This window comes from Streptomyces sp. CA-249302 (assembly GCF_050936785.1).
In the GTDB taxonomy this organism is placed as follows: domain Bacteria; phylum Actinomycetota; class Actinomycetes; order Streptomycetales; family Streptomycetaceae; genus Streptomyces.
Map to the genome: position 1 here is coordinate 5,456,189 of NZ_JBNJMG010000001.1, position 18,086 is coordinate 5,474,274.

The 18,086-nt window shown below is 71.2% G+C and carries 14 protein-coding genes and 2 tRNA genes; 9 read left to right on the forward strand and 7 right to left on the reverse strand.

Going from position 1 to position 18,086, the window contains the following annotated elements:
• Positions 1-23 precede the first annotated feature (23 nt).
• The 3 genes from gyrA to ACQEWB_RS24560 all read left to right on the forward strand — a co-directional run bounded on the left by gyrA (position 24) and on the right by ACQEWB_RS24560 (position 3,664).
• A complete protein-coding gene (gyrA, locus tag ACQEWB_RS24550) occupies positions 24-2,618 on the forward strand; it encodes a DNA gyrase subunit A (protein ID WP_432834451.1) in 2,595 nt (864 codons plus the stop codon).
• Positions 2,619-2,636: 18 nt separating this feature from the next.
• Positions 2,637-3,485: a DUF3566 domain-containing protein gene (locus ACQEWB_RS24555; protein WP_432834453.1), complete on the forward strand. Its 849-nt coding sequence runs from the start codon at positions 2,637-2,639 to the stop codon at positions 3,483-3,485.
• 102 nt (positions 3,486-3,587) lie between these two features.
• A tRNA-Ile gene (locus ACQEWB_RS24560) sits at positions 3,588-3,664 on the forward strand.
• Positions 3,665-3,862: 198 nt separating this feature from the next.
• Here the strand turns inward: ACQEWB_RS24560 and ACQEWB_RS24565 are convergent.
• A complete protein-coding gene (locus ACQEWB_RS24565) occupies positions 3,863-7,849 on the reverse strand; it encodes an AAA family ATPase (protein WP_432834455.1) in 3,987 nt (1,328 codons plus the stop codon).
• Between the two features lie 431 nt (positions 7,850-8,280).
• The gene (locus tag ACQEWB_RS24570; RefSeq protein WP_432834457.1) at positions 8,281-8,766 is read right to left on the reverse strand and encodes a hypothetical protein; all 486 of its coding nucleotides are present in this window, start codon (positions 8,764-8,766) and stop codon (positions 8,281-8,283) included.
• A 144-nt stretch (positions 8,767-8,910) separates the two neighbouring features.
• On the opposite strand from ACQEWB_RS24570, the gene ACQEWB_RS24575 reads away from it, so the two are divergent.
• Positions 8,911-9,393, forward strand: a complete 483-nt coding sequence (locus tag ACQEWB_RS24575; RefSeq protein ID WP_432834459.1) for a hypothetical protein — start codon at positions 8,911-8,913, stop codon at positions 9,391-9,393.
• Positions 9,394-9,409: 16 nt separating this feature from the next.
• On the opposite strand, the gene ACQEWB_RS24580 is transcribed toward ACQEWB_RS24575, so the two are convergent.
• On the reverse strand, positions 9,410-10,162 hold the full coding sequence (locus tag ACQEWB_RS24580) for a glycosyltransferase family 2 protein (protein WP_432834461.1): 753 nt from the start codon (positions 10,160-10,162) through the stop codon (positions 9,410-9,412).
• Positions 10,163-10,289: 127 nt separating this feature from the next.
• The gene (locus ACQEWB_RS24585; protein WP_432834463.1) at positions 10,290-10,658 is read right to left on the reverse strand and encodes a DUF6344 domain-containing protein; all 369 of its coding nucleotides are present in this window, start codon (positions 10,656-10,658) and stop codon (positions 10,290-10,292) included.
• Positions 10,659-10,949: 291 nt separating this feature from the next.
• Between ACQEWB_RS24585 and ACQEWB_RS24590 the strand changes: the two genes are divergently transcribed.
• Both ACQEWB_RS24590 and ACQEWB_RS24595 read left to right on the forward strand, forming a co-directional pair.
• Positions 10,950-11,078: a DLW-39 family protein gene (locus ACQEWB_RS24590; protein WP_003999697.1), complete on the forward strand. Its 129-nt coding sequence runs from the start codon at positions 10,950-10,952 to the stop codon at positions 11,076-11,078.
• 186 nt (positions 11,079-11,264) lie between these two features.
• The gene (locus tag ACQEWB_RS24595) at positions 11,265-12,590 is read left to right on the forward strand and encodes a hypothetical protein (RefSeq protein ID WP_432834466.1); all 1,326 of its coding nucleotides are present in this window, start codon (positions 11,265-11,267) and stop codon (positions 12,588-12,590) included.
• Positions 12,591-12,698: 108 nt separating this feature from the next.
• On the opposite strand, the gene ACQEWB_RS24600 is transcribed toward ACQEWB_RS24595, so the two are convergent.
• Together ACQEWB_RS24600 and ACQEWB_RS24605 are read right to left on the reverse strand one after the other, a co-directional pair.
• Entirely contained in the window at positions 12,699-14,087 is a 1,389-nt protein-coding gene (locus tag ACQEWB_RS24600; protein ID WP_432834468.1) for a serine/threonine-protein kinase, read from the reverse strand.
• A 142-nt stretch (positions 14,088-14,229) separates the two neighbouring features.
• Positions 14,230-14,778 carry a helix-turn-helix domain-containing protein gene (locus ACQEWB_RS24605; RefSeq protein ID WP_361268038.1) on the reverse strand — a complete coding sequence of 183 codons (549 nt, stop codon included), beginning with the start codon at positions 14,776-14,778 and terminating at the stop codon, positions 14,230-14,232.
• 182 nt (positions 14,779-14,960) lie between these two features.
• Between ACQEWB_RS24605 and ACQEWB_RS24610 the strand changes: the two genes are divergently transcribed.
• A tRNA-Ala gene (locus ACQEWB_RS24610) sits at positions 14,961-15,033 on the forward strand.
• A 291-nt stretch (positions 15,034-15,324) separates the two neighbouring features.
• Here the strand turns inward: ACQEWB_RS24610 and ACQEWB_RS24615 are convergent.
• Positions 15,325-16,038: a DUF5324 family protein gene (locus ACQEWB_RS24615; RefSeq protein ID WP_432834471.1), complete on the reverse strand. Its 714-nt coding sequence runs from the start codon at positions 16,036-16,038 to the stop codon at positions 15,325-15,327.
• Positions 16,039-16,287: 249 nt separating this feature from the next.
• Between ACQEWB_RS24615 and ACQEWB_RS24620 the strand changes: the two genes are divergently transcribed.
• Entirely contained in the window at positions 16,288-16,821 is a 534-nt protein-coding gene (locus ACQEWB_RS24620; RefSeq protein WP_432834473.1) for a peptidylprolyl isomerase, read from the forward strand.
• A gap of 128 nt (positions 16,822-16,949) precedes the next feature.
• Positions 16,950-17,837 carry a rhomboid family intramembrane serine protease gene (locus tag ACQEWB_RS24625; RefSeq protein ID WP_432834475.1) on the forward strand — a complete coding sequence of 296 codons (888 nt, stop codon included), beginning with the start codon at positions 16,950-16,952 and terminating at the stop codon, positions 17,835-17,837.
• Positions 17,838-18,086: the final 249 nt, after the last annotated feature.

Here is an 18,086-nt window from a genome sequence, read left to right on the forward strand (position 1 = left end):
ACCAGGAAGGATCTTCACCAGCAATGGCCGACGAGAACACTCCTGTCACCCCTGAAGAGGGCGGCGACGTCGTCATGCGGATCGAGCCCGTCGGGCTCGAGACCGAGATGCAGCGCTCGTACCTCGACTACGCGATGTCCGTCATCGTGGCCCGCGCGCTGCCGGACGTCCGGGACGGCCTCAAGCCCGTCCACCGCCGCGTCCTGTACGCGATGTACGACGGCGGCTACCGCCCCGAGCGCGGCTTCTACAAGTGCGCGCGCGTGGTCGGCGACGTCATGGGCAACTACCACCCGCACGGCGACAGTTCGATCTACGACGCGCTGGTGCGCCTCGCACAGCCGTGGTCGATGCGGATGCCGCTCGTCGACTCCAACGGCAACTTCGGCTCCCCGGGCAACGACCCGGCGGCCGCCATGCGCTACACCGAGTGCAAGATGGCGCCGCTGTCGATGGAGATGGTCCGCGACATCGACGAGGAGACCGTCGACTTCACGGACAACTACGACGGCCGCTCCCAGGAGCCGACCGTCCTGCCGGCCCGCTTCCCGAACCTGCTGATCAACGGCTCGGCCGGCATCGCGGTCGGCATGGCCACCAACATCCCGCCGCACAACCTGCGGGAGGTCGCGGCCGGTGCGTTGTGGTACCTGGACAACCCGGAGGCCTCGCACGAGGAGCTCCTGGACGCGCTGATCGAGCGCATCAAGGGCCCCGACTTCCCGACCGGCGCGCTGGTCGTGGGCCGCAAGGGCATCGAGGAGGCGTACCGCACGGGCCGCGGCTCGATCACCATGCGGGCGGTCGTCGAGGTCGAGGAGATCCAGAACCGCCAGTGCCTGGTGGTCACGGAGCTGCCGTACCAGACCAACCCCGACAACCTCGCGCAGAAGATCGCCGACCTGGTGAAGGACGGCAAGGTCGGCGGCATCGCGGACGTCCGGGACGAGACCAGCTCCCGTACCGGCCAGCGCCTCGTCATCGTGCTCAAGCGGGACGCGGTCGCCAAGGTCGTACTGAACAACCTCTACAAGCACACGGACCTCCAGTCGAACTTCGGCGCCAACATGCTGGCGCTGGTCGACGGGGTGCCGCGCACGCTCTCCCTGGACGCGTTCATCCGCCACTGGGTGACGCACCAGATCGAGGTCATCGTCCGCCGTACGCGCTTCAGGCTGCGCAAGGCCGAGGAGCGGGCGCACATCCTGCGCGGTCTGCTCAAGGCGCTGGACGCGATCGACGAGGTCATCGCCCTGATCCGGGCCAGTGAGACCGTCGACATCGCGCGCACGGGCCTGATGCAGCTCCTGGAGATCGACGAGATCCAGGCCAACGCGATCCTCGAGATGCAGCTGCGGCGCCTAGCCGCCCTGGAGCGCCAGAAGATCATCCAGGAGCACGACGAACTCCAGGCGAAGATCACCGAGTACAACGCGATCCTGGCCTCCCCGGTTCGCCAGCGCGGCATCGTCAGCGAGGAACTGACCGCGATCGTCGAGAAGTACGGCGACGACCGCAAGACGATGCTGGTGCCCTTCGACGGTGACATGTCCATCGAGGACCTGATCGCCGAGGAGGACATCGTCGTCACGGTCTCGCGCAGCGGTTACGTCAAGCGCACCAAGACCGTCGACTACCGCGCGCAGAAGCGCGGCGGCAAGGGCGTACGCGGCACGAAGCTCAAGGAAGACGACATCGTCGACCACTTCTTCGTGTCGACCACGCACCACTGGCTGCTGTTCTTCACCAACAAGGGCCGGGTGTACCGGGCGAAGGCGTACGAGCTGCCGGACGCCGGCCGGGACGCGCGCGGTCAGCACGTCGCCAACCTGCTGGCCTTCCAGCCGGACGAGGCGATCGCCGAGATCCTCGCGATCCGCGACTACGAGGCGGCGCCGTACTTGGTCCTGGCCACCAAGGGCGGTCTGGTCAAGAAGACGCCTCTGAAGGATTACGATTCGCCGCGTGCCGGAGGCGTGATCGCCATCAACCTCCGGGAGACGGAGGACGGTTCCGATGACGAACTGATCGGAGCCGAGCTCGTTTCGGCCGAGGACGATCTGCTTCTGATCAGCAAGAAGGCACAGTCGATCAGGTTCACCGCCACGGACGAGGCACTGCGCCCCATGGGCCGGGCCACCTCCGGTGTCAAGGGCATGAGTTTCCGCGAGGGCGATGAACTTCTGTCGATGAATGTTGTTCGACCCGGTACGTTCGTGTTCACTGCCACAGACGGCGGGTACGCGAAGCGGACCGCCGTCGACGAGTACCGCGTCCAGGGCCGCGGCGGCCTGGGTATCAAGGCCGCCAAGATCGTGGAGGACCGCGGTTCGCTGGTCGGCGCGCTGGTGGTCGAGGAGAGCGACGAGATCCTCGCCATCTCGCTGTCGGGCGGTGTGATTCGTACGCGAGTCAGCGAGGTCAGGGAGACGGGCCGTGACACCATGGGCGTCCAACTGATCAACCTGGGCAAGCGCGATGCCGTCGTCGGTATCGCACGTAACGCCGAGGCGGGACGCGAGGCGGAGGAGGTCGACGGCGATGTGGCCGTGGACGAGACCGCCGAGGGTGCCGCGACCACCGGCACGGACGAGGGTGAGGCGCCCTCGGCCGAGTAGCACGAGGAGTGAGTCATCGTGAGCGGAGCCACGGGCGCCGGACCGGCCGGTACCTCCACCGGGTCCTCCCCGGGTACGGAGACGGACGGCGGCGGCCGTGGCTCCGCCGCGCGTGCGGCGGACCCGCACACGACCCAACTTCGCAAGGTCGAGGCGGACCCGACCAGTCCGTCCTCGGCCGACCGGCAGGGATCCGGCAAGCAGGGATCCGACAAGCAGGGATCCCAGCAGGGATCACCGGGGGGAACCGTGACGGACACCCGAGGCGCGCAGACCCAGCAGGCGGCCGGCCCGGCCGCCGCGGGCGCGCCGCCGCAGCCACCGGCGCAGCCCGCGCCACCGCAGCAGCAGACGGCCTCCCCGCTCCCCGGTGAGCGGCAGCCGCAGCAGCCGGCCGGGCCGTACCACCCGCCGCAGGCCTACCCGAGCCAGGCCCCGGCGGCCGCGCCCACCGGAGCGGTCCGCAGGCCGCGCACCGGTGCCCGCACCACGCCCCGGATCCGCAAGGCGCGGCTGCGGGTGGCCAAGGCCGATCCGTGGTCGGTGATGAAGGTCAGCTTCCTGCTCTCCATCGCGCTGGGCATCTGCACGGTCGTCGCCTCCGCCGTGCTGTGGATGGTCATGGACGCGATGGGCGTCTTCTCCTCGGTCGGCGGCACCATCTCCGAGGCGACCGGCTCGAACGAGTCCAACGGCTTCGACCTGCAGTCCTTCCTGTCCCTCCCGCACGTCCTGACGTTCGCGGCGGTCATCGCGGTCATCGACGTCGTCCTCGCGACGGCCCTGGCGACCCTCGGCGCGTTCATCTACAACCTGTCCGCCGGCTTCGTCGGAGGCATCGAGCTGACGCTCGCCGAGGACGAGTGACGGACGTCGCCGATCAGCTCCGGATTACCGATTTTGGGACTGCCCACGTCGTGCGCTAATCTTCAGGAGTCAGCGCGCGGGACACACACCGCAGAGCGCGGCGGGGCTATAGCTCAGTTGGTTAGAGCGCATCCCTGATAAGGATGAGGCCACAGGTTCAAATCCTGTTAGCCCCACCAGCGAAAAGACCCCCGGTCCATTTGGATCGGGGGTCTTTTGCATTGTCTGCGCGGGGATATGAGAACGCCCGACCGCTGGCGACGGGGGATGCACCAGCGGTCGGGCTATGGCCAAGGGTAACAAGGTCGGTTGCTCGGCGGGAGCCAACTGTTCGGGCGGGTCCTGGAGTTGTGATCCGGATCACCGGGCTCCGGCGGTCAGTCGCTTTCGCACGGGGGGTCGTACGAGAGTCTGGGCAGGTATTCGTGCCACTTGCCCGGCGTCAGGACGCCCCGCGTGGTCGAGCAGATGCGGGTGATGGCCGCGTCGACGTCGAGGTTCCAGAGGCGGACCGTGTCGGAGCCGCTGGAGACGCCGAGGAGGTGGCTGGTGGGGCTGAAGGCGAGGAAGTGGCCGGTCCTGGCGTTGGGGCTCATCGACTGGCCGATGGGGGCCGCGTCGGAGGGGTCGGCGACGTTCCACAGGCGGACGGTGTTGTCGTTGCCGCCGCTGGCCAGGGTGCGGCCGTTGCGGCTGAACGTCAGGGAGACGACCGCCTCGGAGTGGCCGGTGAGCGGCGAGCCCAGGGGGCTCGCCTTCGCCGGGTCGGTCAGGTCCCACAGGCGGACCGTGTCGTCGTCGCTGCCGCTGGCCAGGGTGTGGCCGTCCGGCGTGAAGGCGAGGGCGTTGACCGGGCCCTGGTGGCCGGTGAGGGGCTTGCCGATGGGCTTCGCGTCGGCCGGGGTGGTGACGTCCCAGCGACGGATCGCGCCCTCCTCGCTGCCGGCGGCGAGGGTGTGGCCGTCCGGGGTGAAGACGAGGGAGTCGACGAAGCCGCCGGGGCCGGTGAGGGGCTTGCCGAAGGGCTTCGCGTGGGCCGGGTCGGAGACGTCCCAGAGCCGGATCGTGCGGTCCTCGTAGGCGGTGGCGAGGATGCGGCCGTCGGGGCTGTAGGTGATCGCCTCGGGGCCCATGAAGCGGGTCTTGAGGATGATGTCCGGTCCGGCGGGGACCGGGTGGGCCGGGTCGGTGACGTTCCACAGGGTCACCGTGCGCTGGCCGGTCAGGACGGCGAGGGTCCTGCCGTCGGGCGAGAAGGTGGGGGACGGGTCGCCGTTGCCCGCGGCCATGAACGGCTTGCCGAGCAGCACCGGCCGGGCGGCGTCGCGTACGTCCCGCAGGCGGAGGCGTCCGTCGCTCGCGGCCGTGGCCAGCACCTTGCCGTCCGGGCGGAAGGTTCCGCGCCCGCCGATCATGTCCCCGGTCGGCAGCGACCACAGGCGGACCTTGCTGTCGCCGCTGCCGGTCGCGAGGGTTCTGCCGTCGGGGCTGAAGCCGAGGGCGTACATCTCGCCGCTGCCGCCCGCGAGCGGTTCGCCGATCTGGGAGGGGTAGGCGGGGTCGCCGACGTTCCACAGGCTCGCCGTGCTGTCGGCGCTGGCCGCTGCGAGCGTCCGGCCGTCGGGGCTGAAGGCGACCGACCAGACCAGGCCGGTGTGGCCGGTCAGCGGGGAGCCGATGGGCCCGGCGGTGGCCGGGTCGGCCACGTTCCACAGCCGTACGGTGTCGTCCGCGCTGCCGCTGGCCAGCGTCTTTCCGTCCGGGCTGAAGGCCACGGAGTGCACCGTGGCCGAGTGCCCGGTCAGGGTCGGGCCGGTCCGCTTCGGGTTGCCCGGGTCGGCGATGTTCCACAGCATGACCGTGTTGTCGTCGCCGCCCGCGGCGAGGGTCCTGCCGTCCGGGCTGTAGGCGAGGGAGCGCACGGCCGCGGTGTGGCCGGTCAGGGTGGACAGCGACTTCGGGTGGGTGAGGTCCCGCATGTCCCAGAGGCGGACGGTGTGGTCCTCGTTCGCCGTGGCGAGGGTGTGGCCGTCGGGGCCGAAGGCGATCAGGTAGATGGTGCCGTCGTGGCCGTCCAGGGGGGCGCCCAGGGACTTGGGACGGCTCGGGTCGCTCACGTCCCACAGCCGGACCGTGCCGTCGTCGGAGGCGCTGGCGAGGGTCTTGCCGTCGGGGCTGAAGACCGCGCTGCTGACCCAACTGGTGTGCCCGGTCAGCGGTTTGCCCAGCGCCTTCGGGCGGGTGCGGTCCCGCACGTCCCACAGGCGCACGGTCCGGTCTGCGCTGGCGGTCGCCAGGAGGTGGCCGTCCGGGCTGAACGTGGTCAGGTAGACGGCGCCCTTGTGGCCGGAGAGCGGGGTGGCCAGCGGGGCGTTGACGATCGATATCAGCCGGTTGTCGGTGCCCGCGTCGCCCTTGCGCAGCCCGTGGGCGACGAGGTCGAGCTGGGCGGACAGCGACGGGTCGGTGTACTGCACCCGGTCCGCCTCCGCGAGCACCTGTTCGAACACGGCGTCGTCCCGCTGCTGCCACGCCACCACCGCGGCCCCGCCGGCGAGCACGGCGAGCGCCACCAGGGCCGCCACCGCGCTCCGGCCGATCCAGACCATCCGGCGGCGCAGCCGGACCGAGGCGGCCAGGAACTCCACCGCGCTGCGGGTCAGGAAGGTGTCGCCGGCGGACTTCGCCCAGGCGTGGGCCTGCCCCAGCCGGGAGCCGCGGTAGAGCAGCGAGGAGTCGCGCCCCGAGCTCTCCCAGGCCCGGCCGTCCTCCTCCAGGCGCTGGCGCAGCAGATGGTCGCCGCGGTCCTCGTCGATCCAGTCGCGCAGCCGCGGCCAGGCGTGCAGCAGCGCCTCGTGGGTGATCTCCACGGTCTCCGCGTCCAGCGTCACGAGCCGGGCGCGGACCAGCGCCTCCAGGGACTCCTCGGTCTTGCCCGGGTCCGCCGACTCCTGGGCCAGCTGGCGCCGGGTCCCGCGCCGGCGGGTGGCCTGGGTGTCCTCGCCGAGGCGCACCAGGCGCAGCAACAGCAGCCGGGCGGCCGTCCGTGCCGCCGGGTCGAGGTCGGACCAGGCCCGCTCCGCGGTCGCCGCCACCGCGCCCTGGATGCCGCCCGCCGCCCGGTAGCCGGCCAGCGTCAGCCGTACCCCCTTGCGCCGCTGCCAGGTGGCGAGCAGGGCGTGCGACAGCAGCGGCAGCGCGCCGGCGTCGTGCGCCCCGCGCGGCCCGTCGGCGCTCACCTCGCGGACGATCAGCTCGGCCAGCCCCGGCTCCAGTTCGAGCCCCACGGCCTTGGCGGGACCGGTCACCGCCTCGCGCAGCTCCGCCGTGGTCAGCGGGCCGAGCACCATATGCCGGTGCTGGAGCGCGTCGGCCAGCTCGGGATAGCCCAGGCACTGCTCGTAGAAGTCGGCGCGGATGCCCAGTACCACCAGCACCGGGGCGAGGGATCCCGGTCCGGTCGGCGAGCAGGCGGCGTGCAGGGCCTGGACGAACGTATGCCTGCTCGTCTCGTCGGCGCAGAGAGTGAAGGCCTCCTCGAACTGGTCCACGATGAGGACCGGCCGCGCGGCGCCGTTGCCGTCCCGCTGCGCCCACGCGGTGACGGTGTCCCGGACGGCCTGCGCGAACTCCGGGCTCCCGGGCTCGCCGGCGGAGACGGCGTCGGCCAGTGCGGGGATACGTCCGGTCAGCTCCGCCAGCGGATCGGCGCCCGGCACGAACTGAAGCACCTCGGCCGCCGGGGCGTCCCCGTCGCTCAGGGCGCCGTCGCGCAGGGCGGTCACCAGGCCGGCGTTCAGGAGCGAGGACTTTCCGGCTCCGGAGGCGCCCACGAGCATCACCAGGCCGCCCGTCTTCTCCGCCGCGCGCAACTGCGCGACGAGGGCGTCCGTGCTGCGCTCCCGGCCGAAGAACCAGCGGGCGTCCTCCTGTCGGTAGGAGGCCAGCCCGCGGTACGGGCACACGCCGGCCGCGGCCGGGCTCTCGGCCGGCGGGATCTCCTCCGCCACCTTGGGGTCGCCGACCGGGTCGGCCACCGCGCGCTCCCACAGCCGCTGCCAGTGCCCCAGGTCGTACAGCCCGGTGGACACCGCCACGGGCCGTGCGCGCCGGGCCTGGGGGATGAGGATGTGCAGCACCGCGGCGAGCGCGGCGAACTGCGCGGGCACGTTCTTCGCCCGCCGCCAGTCGCTGATCCGCTGCGCGGAGACCCGTACCGGCCGCCCCCGCTCGTCCACCCGCTGCAGCTGTACGACCGCTTCGGCCACGCGCGTGAGGGGAGGGTTGCCGGCCTCCCTGTAAAGCAACGCGAGGCGCTCCGCGAAGGCCGTGCGTGCCCCTGAGTCGGAACTCAAGGCCTCCACCCCTTACTTCCCCCGCGTTGGAACATCCGGACCGGAAAACTCACCTTATACGGCTGACCTGCGGGTTAAGGGTCCGGAGGGGGACCGGAATCTCCTCGGGAGCGGTCCGAACTGGCAGGATCCCGACCCAGTAGCCAACCCATCACGCTTCGTCCATGCAGGCCATCGGCTCAGCGCTCGGGGAGACAGCTCATGACGCCGTACGTTCTCGGTCAGCTTCGGTGCGAGGCGCGGGACGGCGGCGACGGTCTCATCGTCTGAGCCGTAGCGATCCGTGGGGAACGTCCCATCGGGACAGCTTCCACGCCGAACCACGGATCGGGCCCCCCTCCCTCCCCGCCTCCAAGGCGCGGAGGGAGGCTGCCGCAGCGTTCGGCGCCGGTCCCCACGAGGGGAGGGACCGGAGCCGAACGACGCGGTCCTTCGCCGGTCTACATCCAGCCCGCCTCGCGAGCGGCTTCGACCGCGTGTGCCTCCGCCTCGTCCGCGGCGGTGTTCAATGAGGTGTCCTTGCCCGCCGCCGTGCCCGCGGCGGCCGCCGCCGCGGCCTGGGAGGCGGTGAGGGCGGCGCGCAACGCCTCCTGGGAGCCCGCGCCGCCGTTCTGCGACCGGGCCAGCTGGGCGGCCAGGGCGGCCGTCGCGGCGGCGTTGCGGGCACAGCGGGCGTCCGCGGCCGGGTCGGGGGAGCCGGTGCCGAGGGCGTCGATCGAACGCGCGGACAGCCGTAGCGCCTGCGCGGCCCGGCCCACGGGGCCGGTCGGCACGGGCTCGGCGGACGACTCGTCGACACCGGCGTGCCGGCAGGCGGCCACGGCACGGTCGTACGCACTACGCGCGCGCGTGCCGTGCGTTCTCCGCAGCGCCTGCGCCGAAGCGGTCGTATCGACGTCCGTGCCCACCTCATCGGGTCCGCTCATCCCCGCCTCCTCGTCCACGGCCGGGGGGCAGGGTGGCACGGCGGGCTCGAAGAGAACAGGGGTGTGGCCGGGAGCGCCCTGGTTATCTGACGGGCCGTCAGTTATCGTCCCCTTGCCAAGCCGCTTCCGTAAGGGGTGATTCCTGTGGAGACGCGTCCCCAGAGTCCGCAGCCGCAAGGGGACCCGCGCTGGGTCGCGATGGTCCACGAGCCGTCCTCGGCCTCCTGGCGGGTGTGCGCGGAGTCGCCCCACCGCTCGCCGGTGCAGTACGCGCTCGGCGAGATGGCGAGCACGGTACGCGCGCGTGGCGGCGATTTCACGGTCGGCCTGTGGGGCCCGAAGGAGGGCGCCTGGGAGCGATACGACGTCTCCGCCGCACCCTCTGTCGTGGCCGCGCCCCAGGCTGCCGCCGCCCCCGAGGAGGCGAGCACGCACACCGAGCGCATGAACGGCCGCCGGCGACAGGTGCTCGTCGCGGGCCTCACCAAGGCGGGCCTCTACGACCTCGCACCGGACGACCTGGCGGCCGTGGAGGCACTGGTCGAGAGCCTGGACGAGACGACCGTGCGCAGGGTCGCGCAGTGGCTGGCCTCGGCGAGCGGCGCGGAGGGCGGTCGGGCCGGGTGATGTCAGGGCGCTGCGGTCAGGCCGGGTAGCGCCAGCCCAGGGCGGCGAGTGCGCGGGCGCGCTCCTCGACCACCGCCATCCTGGCCTCCCGTTCGGCCGTGGCCGTGTGCGCCGCCTGGCCGGTGACCTGGCCCTCCCACTTCCGGTAGAGCAGCCCCACCTCGCGCGTGAACCAGCCCCGGCTCACGGCGTTCAGCGCCAGCAGCAGCCCGGTGTCCTCGGAGGCCGGCAGCGCCATCCAGCCGCCGAGCGCCAGCAGCAGGTCCCGTCGGACGAAGAGGGTCGCGGGATGCACCGGGGCGAGGAAATCGTTCGTCCGCCAGGAGCCGAGGACGGTGCCGCGCTCGATCGGACCCTCGTCGGGGTCGCCCGGAAACCCGACGGTGGAGCCGTCCGGCAGGAGGTCGAGCACCCGTGAGGTCGTCCAGCCGATGCCCCGATCGGCCTCGAGGACGGCCAGGTCGCGCGCCAGCGCCCCCTCCGTCAGCCGGTCGTCGGCGTCCAGGACCTTCACGTACGGGCCGTCCGTGCCGGCGAGCGCGATCGTGCGGGCGACACCGGGCCCACCGGGCCGGCCCTGCCGGAAGGTCACCCGCTCGTCGTCGGGGACGTACGGACGTACGCGATCCGTCGTCCCGTCCTCCTGGATCACCCACTGCCACGCCCACCCGGCGGGCAGCTCCTGCGCGCACAACGACTTGTACGCGTCCCCCAGGAACTCGGCCGACGGGGCGTGCACCGCGGTGACGATGATGATGCGCCGGGTCATGGCGCCAGGCTACGACCGCACCGGAACGCGAAGACCCCCGGCCCGTCGGGGCCAGGGGTCGTGCGCGCGGACGTCGGGTACGCAAGTTCGCCGTTACGTCAGGTGCGTCGGAGGTGCGGAGAAGGGCTCAGCGCTGAAGGGGAGCGGCGGCCGGCTCGGACAGGACGGCGTCGGTGGCCGCCTCCAGGGCCGGGTCCGTGGTCGCCTCCGAGTCGTCGGCGGGGCGGTGGCGGCAGTTGGGGGACTTGCCGTGGGCCTCGGCCCGGATGCGCTGCTTCATCGTGGGGGGCAGGTCGCGGACGCAGGACCAGTACCAGGAGCCGGACGGCGTGGGCATCGTCACGTGGTGTGCTGCGGCGCTCGTGCTGCTGCCGCCGGTCTCGCTCTGCGCCACGGCCACGGCGGCCGTCGTGGTGACGAGTCCGAGCGCCGTGCACAGCGCGAGGAAGGCGGTGACGATCGCGGTCCACAGCTTCACGACCTGGTTCCGGGCCATGGCCCCTCACTTTCGGGTTGGGCGATTTGCGTACTTTCCTCATGATGTGTATGGCGGCCCGGAAGTGGTGGACCGACGCCCGTGGCGCGTCGATCTTCAGATGAACACCACCCGGATGGGTGCAAGGCGGAAAGAAAGCCGCCAAAGGGATAAGTTGGAGTAACTGCTTCCGCTTCGACTGCGTTGTGGGAGGCGGGAGTTGGGCTCCACACAGGTCACCGATCGGTATCGGTCGGTGTGTATAGTCGGGCGCCAGAGGTCCCCTACGTCAAGGAAAGACGAGGTCGCACGGTGAAGAAGCTTCTCCTGGTCGCACTGGCCGCCATCGGCGGGCTCCTCGTGTACCGCCAGATCCAGGCGGATCGCGCCGAGCAGGATCTGTGGACGGAGGCGACCGACTCCGTGCCCACGGGTTCGTGAGTACCGACATCCGATTCTGAACAGACCCCGGCCGTCCTCACGGTCGGGGTTTCGCGTTCCTACGGCCGGCCTATCGGGGTCTCCCGCGTTCCCCGGTTGCGCGAGTGCTGCCGTAGCGGTAGCGGACCCGGGCGTTTCGGACGCTCGCCCCCGATGCACGGATGAGCCTCCGCCCCACAGGGCAGGATGGGCCACGGTCCGGGCGACGACGAGGGGTGGCGCGTGATGGGGCGGCGTACGGCGTGGTGGCGCGGGACGGCCGTGGCGGCGGCACTGTGCGCGTCGGCGGCATCCGCGTCCTGGCCGGCCGCGGCGGCGAGCCCCTCCTACGCCTTCGCGGCGGACGCCACCTCCGTCGACGGCGCGACCGGCACCACGGACGCCCAGCCCCTCGACCCCGGCAGGAGCTACCGCAGCTCCCTCCCCAAGGGCGCGAAGCTCTACTACCGCCTGGACCTGGACGACACCTCCAACTCCTATGTCTCCGTCACCGCCGTCCCGCGCCCGGGCGGCGGCACGCTCTCCGTGAGCGACGGCATCAGGGTGTCCGTGCAGAACGCCGACAGCCACCCCTGCTCCTACCAGAGCGCCAACTTCGGCACCTCCGGCAGCCCACGCCCCATCACGGCCTGGGGCGCCCGCACGACCACCCCGCCGACCCCTCTGTGCACGGGCAGCGGCCCGTACTACGTGGTCGTCGAGCGCGTCGGTACGGCGGACTCCGCGGCCTCCACCTGGGATCTGGAGCTCACCACCGCGACCGAACCGGCCCTGACCCAGGCCGGCCCCACGACCGCGCCCGGCACTTCGGACCCGGCCTCGCCGGAGCCCCTCACGGGCGAGGCCCGAAGCCGCTCCGGGGGCGCCGGGTTCTCCCGGGCGGCTGCCGTGGACCAGGGCGTCTGGCGCACCGGCATCTCGCCCGGCCAGACCCTGTACTACCGGGTCCCCGTCGACTGGGGCCGCCGGCTCTCCGCCACCGCCGACCTGGGCGGCACGAGCGGCGGTGGCACGTCCGGTTACGCCGTCGACGCCCTGAACATGACCCTCTACAACCCGGTCCGCGCCGAGGTCGACAACGCCAACACCGGCTACGACGGCACCGAGCAGTCGGCCTCCCTCGCCCCGCTGCCCGCCGTCGACTACGCCAACCGCTACGCCCGCAACAACACCAAGGTCAACGGCATGCGGTTCGCCGGCTCGTACTACCTCGCGGTGCACCTGTCGGCCGGGGTGTCCGACGAGTTCGGCGACGGCCCGTTCGACCTGACGCTGCGGGTACGGGTGGCGGGCACGGTACAGACGGGCCCCGGGTACGCGGGACAGCCCGTCCCGCGGAACCTCTTCACGGTCACGGCAGCGGACCGGGCGGCGGCCGCCTCGGGCGACACCGGGGGCGACGACACCGGGATGGAGGCCCTCGCGGTGGGCGGCCTCGGCGCTGGCACGGTGGTGCTGATCGTGCTGGGGGTCTGGACGGTGGCGGGGCGGAGGCGGGCGGGGGTCTTGTGAGGGGCGGGTGGCTGGAGGGCTTCGGCGGATCGGTGATCCATAGGTCGGTGATCTATGGGTCGGTGATATGTGGGCCGGCGGATCCGTGGACGGTGGCGGATCGGTGGTTCAGATCCGGGTCAGAGCCCAGAAGCCCACGGCGTAGCAGGCCAGCGCCAGCAGCAGGAGCGGGACCGCGACCTTCGCCGGTGGGCCGGGGCGGCGGCGGGCTCGGTGGCCGGCGCGGCGGTCGCGGGGGGCGGGGTCCGGCGTGAATCCCGGTGCGAATTCCTGCGCGGGAGGTGGAACCTGCGGGTCCTGGGCGGTGTACGAAGCAGTAGAGGCATCGTCGCGATGGAGTGGCGCCGGGGGCCAGGGCGGAGGGGAGGACAGGACGTGCGTGGGGACGGAGGGCTCCGGCCGGGGGCCGGTGACTTGGCGGGGGTCGTGCGGCGGTACGGGGGGCACCGACGGGCCGGTGCCTGGTCTCGACCCGGACGATCCGGACGACCCGGTGCCGGTGCCTGCGCCTGTGGTGCCGGGGGACCCGACGCCCGTGACCACCCCCGTGGTCGAAGCCGTCCCGGTACCCGTCCCCGAACCCGAAGCCGCCCGCACCTCCACGCCCGGCGCGCGCTTCAGTGGCCCCGTCTCGGTGAACCCCGGTGGCAGCGGCCCGAGTTGGTCGAACACCTCGATCAACTCGTCGTCGGGACCCGGCTCCGGCAGGAGCTCCGCGGCCGCGGCAAGCGCCTTGCGCGCCCCCGTGGCGGTACGGAACCGCGCGACCGGATCCGGCTGGAGCAGCGTCGCTACGACCTGCCACAGCGGCTCGGGAATCCCCTTGGGCGCACTCGGCGTCCCGTGCGCCGCGAAGTACTGGATCAGCGCCTTGGCATCGGGCTTGGCGCCCTCCAGCAGATACAGCGCGACCAGACCTACGGCGAACAGGTCCGCCGGGAAGTCCGGCTCCGCGCCCGTCATCTGCTCCGGCGCGAGATAACCGGGCGTCCCCACCACGAGGTTGGTCTCCGTCAGCCGCGGCTCGCCCAGCCGCATGGCGATCCCGAAGTCGGACAGCCGCAGCCGCGGCAGGCCCGTACCGGTGGCCTCCAGGAGCAGGTTGGCCGGCTTGATGTCACGGTGCACGACGCCTTCCCCGTGCACCGCGGCCAGCCCCGACAGGAGCTGGTCGAGCAGTGTGCAGACGAAGGGCGGCGGCAGGGGACCGTAGTCGCCGACCAGGTGGGCCAGCGAGCCACCGCCGACCAGGTCCATCGTGAACAGGACCTGGTCGTCGTCGGCGGCCCAGCTGGCCGGCGCGAGCACATGGGGGTGGTCGATCCGCAGCGCCTGCTCACGGACGAACCGCAGCAGTGAGTGCGCGTCGCGCTGCTGGAGCACCTTGGCGGCCACGTACCGGCGCCTTCGGTGGTCCCAGGCACGCCACACGGCACCCACCCCGCCGCGTCCGATCGGGTCGACCAGTTCGTACCGGCCGGCGAAGACCTCACCCATGGCAGTACGTCGCTCCTCCCCCTTCGGCTACCCCCCTTGCTTCCCCCGCGATGAGCGATACGACTCCCCCTCGCGCCCCCTGGTCCCTCACTGGGACCGAGGCCCGGCCGCCGAACCCCCTTCGGCGAACCGGGCCGCGGCTTCAGCTCTGGTGGGACTGGTAGTGCGCGACCGCGTCGGAGGTGCGGCCCGCGCCGTACACCCGGAGGAACTCTGCCAGCTCCGGATGGCTCGGGGCGAGGGTGTCCGCGGCCTCGATGATGTCGCCCGCGGCGGCCACCGAGCGCAGCAGTGACTGGATCTCACGGACCACCCGCTTGACCGTCGGCGCCCCCGAACTGCTCGTCGTGGTCGTGGTGTTGCTGAGCACGGATCCCCCCTGAGACTTCTTGATCTCCTCCATGCGGTCGGTGGCCTCGGCCGCGCTGACGCTGCCGTCCGCGACCTGCCCCGCGAGGTCCTGAAGCAGCTGCACCCGCTGTACCACCGCCGGATTGCCGATCTTCGCCCGCTGACCGCTCATCAGCTGCGACAGCATCGGCGCGGACAGGCCCAGTACCCCCGCGAGACGAGCCTGGTTGAGGCCAAGATCGTCGATCAGCTTACGGAAGAGCGCCCCCAGCGGCTCCCCATACCAGTTCCGCTGCAGTTCCCGCGCTCTTGCGGTCGCTTCCTGCTGTGCGGCGTCCATTGCGTCTCCCCATCGCTTCCCCAAGTACTGTGGTTCGCGACAGCGAACCACGCCGAGCATCTTACGGAGAGTGGTCGCCCGCGGGGACCCCTAATCTTTTTGCGAGATCCCGGGTATGACCCGGTACTCTGGTCTGCGACGCCCGCCGGTGTCTGCTTGATCCCGGCGGACGCGTCGCCTCCGGGGCCTTAGCTCAGTTGGTAGAGCGCTGTCTTTGCATGGCAGATGTCAGGGGTTCGACTCCCCTAGGCTCCACAACGGAACCCCTCCGACCTGAGAGAACTGGTCGGAGGGGTCTTTTGTGACCTGCGTCACGGGCTCTGGTGTCGGGCCGTTGCACTTATTTGCGCAAAGTAGGTGAGGCGGTCCAGTCGTCTGAGGCTGCCCCGCAGGTCGCGCCCGGCCTGCGCGGTCAGGGGCCGTTGCAAACGTCACCATGTGGAGATCGTGTAAATATCGCCGATGTTCCACGTGAAACATCGCTGTGGGGCGGGAGACCCGCAAGTCTCCCGCCCCACAGCGCAGTTCGGACCGCCGGAACTCAGGTCACCGGCGCTTGTCGCCCTTGCCCTTGGCGGCCTCCTCGGCCTCCTCGGCCTCCTTGGCCTGGACCTCCGGGTCGAGCACCGACTGACCGCTGCCGTCCACCGACGACAGCCGGTTCGACTCCGGAACCTCCGTCGCGGCAGGCGGCTCGACCAGCCAGTCCGGGTTCGCCTGCTTGTCCCACCACTTCCACGCGGCGAACGCACCACCCGCGAGTGCACCGAGCACCAGCAGCACCTTCGCCGCCCGGCCCGCCCGCGCCCGCCGCTCGTGCTTACGGACCAGCTTCTGGATCTCCTTCGGCGAGACCTGACCCCGCAGCGCCGCCAGCGCCGCGGCACCACGCGCGGAGGCCTCGTCCTTCATGGGTCCGGCCGCGGCCACCGCCTGCTCCAGCCTCGGCCGGGAGTAGTCGGCGGCCTGCCGGGCCGCCTTGCGGGTACGGGCGGCGGCCTCGTGGGCGGCCTGGTCGACCTTCGGCGGCACATGCGTAAGGGCCTGTTCCAGCCGTGGCGCGACACGGGCGTCGTACTGGACGCGGGCCTGATCGGCGGCCTGCGACACCTTCGGCGCGAGCCGTACGCGGGCCTCGTGTGCGTATTGCGCGGTCCTGTCCTTGGCCGTCTCGGCGTAGGGCGCCACCACTTCCGCGGCGTGCAGCACGCTGTCCTTCGCCGAACCGGTCGCGGCGCGCACGCTGTCGATGCGGGTCACGGGTTCCTCCTCCTCGGTGGCGTACGGTATTTCGACTTTCCACCCTTTTACGGATCATGCCTGCCAACAGATCCCCAGGCATGTGAGGGCGGGCATCCGGGTCATGAGGATGAATACGGGGCAACGAGAGCTTGTCGTCGACAATGCCACGGATCGCCGCCCAGCGCTCCGGTACCCGGGGGTATGCGGCCGGTTTTCCCTGGGCGTGGGAGGATCTGGGGGTCACAAGAAGACAACGGAAGGCAGATCGTGGCTGAGCAGCTTTACGCCACCCTGAAGACCAACAATGGCGACATCGAAGTCCGGCTTCTGCCGAACCACGCGCCCAAGACGGTCCGGAACTTTGTCGAGCTCGCCAACGGCGAGCGTGAGTGGACCAACCCGGCCACCGGCCAGAAGTCCACGGACAAGCTCTACGACGGCACGGTCTTCCACCGGGTGATCAGCGGCTTCATGATTCAGGGCGGCGACCCGCTGGGCAACGGCACCGGCGGCCCCGGCTACCAGTTCGAGGACGAGTTCCACCCGGACCTCTCCTTCAACAAGCCCTACCTGCTGGCCATGGCCAACGCCGGCCCGGGCACCAACGGCTCGCAGTTCTTCATCACCGTCGCGCCCACGACGTGGCTGAACCGCAAGCACACCATCTTCGGCGAGGTCACCGACGCGGCCAGCCAGAAGGTCATCGACGCCATCATCGCGACCCCGACCAACCCGCGCACCGACCGCCCCGTCAAGGACGTGGTCATCGAGTCGGTCGTCGTCGAGACCCGCGAGGGCTGACCACAGCGAGACCCGGCCCGCAGGGACCGAGTGCCCGCACAGCAGGAACCAAACGCCCCGCCCATCCGTAAAGATGGGCGGGGCGGTGCTTTTCGGCACGGCACCGGCACGACGACCAAGGGGATGTCATGGACCAAGCGGCAGGCAGCTCGCAGGACGCCCGGAGCGTGCCCGGCTGCTACCGCCACCCGGACCGCGAGACCGGCATCAGCTGCACCCGCTGCGAACGCCCGATCTGCCCCGAGTGCATGGTCAACGCCTCCGTCGGCTTCCAGTGCCCCGAGTGCGCCCGCGGCGACTCCGGCACGGGCCACGCCCCCGCCGCCGCCCGGCCCCGCACCATCGCCGGCGGCACCATCACGGCCGACCCCCGCCTGGTCACCAAGCTCCTCATCGGCATCTGCGTAGCCGTCTACCTGGTCCAGCTGTCCGTCGGCGACAGCTTCACCAACCACTTCGAGCTGCTCGGCAAGGCCTCCGCCAACGGCTTCCCGCCCTACGAAGGCATCGCCGAGGGGCAGTACTACCGGCTGCTGACCGCGATGTTCCTGCACGCCAGCCCGATCCACATCATCTTCAACATGCTCAGCCTCTGGTGGATCGGCGGCCCCCTGGAGACGGCCCTCGGCCGAGCCCGCTACACCGCGCTCTACTTCGTCTCGGGCCTTGCGGGCAGCGCCCTCACCTACCTGCTCGCCGCCCCGAACCAGCCCTCGCTCGGCGCCTCCGGCGCGATCTTCGGCCTCTTCGGCGCCACCGCCGTACTGATGCGCCGACTGCGCTACGACATGCGGCCGGTCATCGCCCTGCTGGTGATCAACCTCATCTTCACCTTCGGCTGGAGCAACATCGCCTGGCAGGCCCACATCGGCGGCCTCGTCGCCGGAGTCATCACCGGCTACGCGATGGTCCACGCCCCACGCGAGTGCCGCGCCCTCGTCCAGTACGGCACCTGCGCGCTCGTCCTGGTCGTCGTGGTGGTGCTCACCCTGGTCAGGACCACTCAGCTCACCTGACGTACCCGGTTGTCCACAGCGGGTGGCGAATCTTGTGCATGGCGTGCGGGAACAGCTGTGCCCCCTGTCACCGACCAGTATTTGTGCAGGTCAGGCAGGGGGCGAACAGGCTTGCGAAGATGGGTGTGACAGTCGTATCGGCGTCAACCGGCTAGGGGTTATCCACAGATCGTCGTCTTTTCCCCAGGGGTTCTGTGGATTTTCCTCCAGGCTGTGGATAACTCAGCGGATAGCCGTGGGCAGAGCTGA

What these genes read in the sequence shown, in the direction of transcription:
- ACQEWB_RS24605 (WP_361268038.1), bottom strand. Translation starts at nt 14,778, where the DNA reads ATGGACGCCGCACAGCAGGAAGCGACCGCAAGAGCGCGGGAACTGCAG.
- ACQEWB_RS24585 (WP_432834463.1), bottom strand. Translation starts at nt 10,658, where the DNA reads ATGGCCCGGAACCAGGTCGTGAAGCTGTGGACCGCGATCGTCACCGCC.
- ACQEWB_RS24580 (WP_432834461.1), bottom strand. Translation starts at nt 10,162, where the DNA reads ATGACCCGGCGCATCATCATCGTCACCGCGGTGCACGCCCCGTCGGCC.
- ACQEWB_RS24570 (WP_432834457.1), bottom strand. Translation starts at nt 8,766, where the DNA reads ATGAGCGGACCCGATGAGGTGGGCACGGACGTCGATACGACCGCTTCG.
- ACQEWB_RS24600 (WP_432834468.1), bottom strand. Translation starts at nt 14,087, where the DNA reads ATGGGTGAGGTCTTCGCCGGCCGGTACGAACTGGTCGACCCGATCGGA.
- ACQEWB_RS24625 (WP_432834475.1), top strand. Translation starts at nt 16,950, where the DNA reads ATGGACCAAGCGGCAGGCAGCTCGCAGGACGCCCGGAGCGTGCCCGGC.
- gyrA (WP_432834451.1), top strand. Translation starts at nt 24, where the DNA reads ATGGCCGACGAGAACACTCCTGTCACCCCTGAAGAGGGCGGCGACGTC.
- ACQEWB_RS24595 (WP_432834466.1), top strand. Translation starts at nt 11,265, where the DNA reads ATGGGCCACGGTCCGGGCGACGACGAGGGGTGGCGCGTGATGGGGCGG.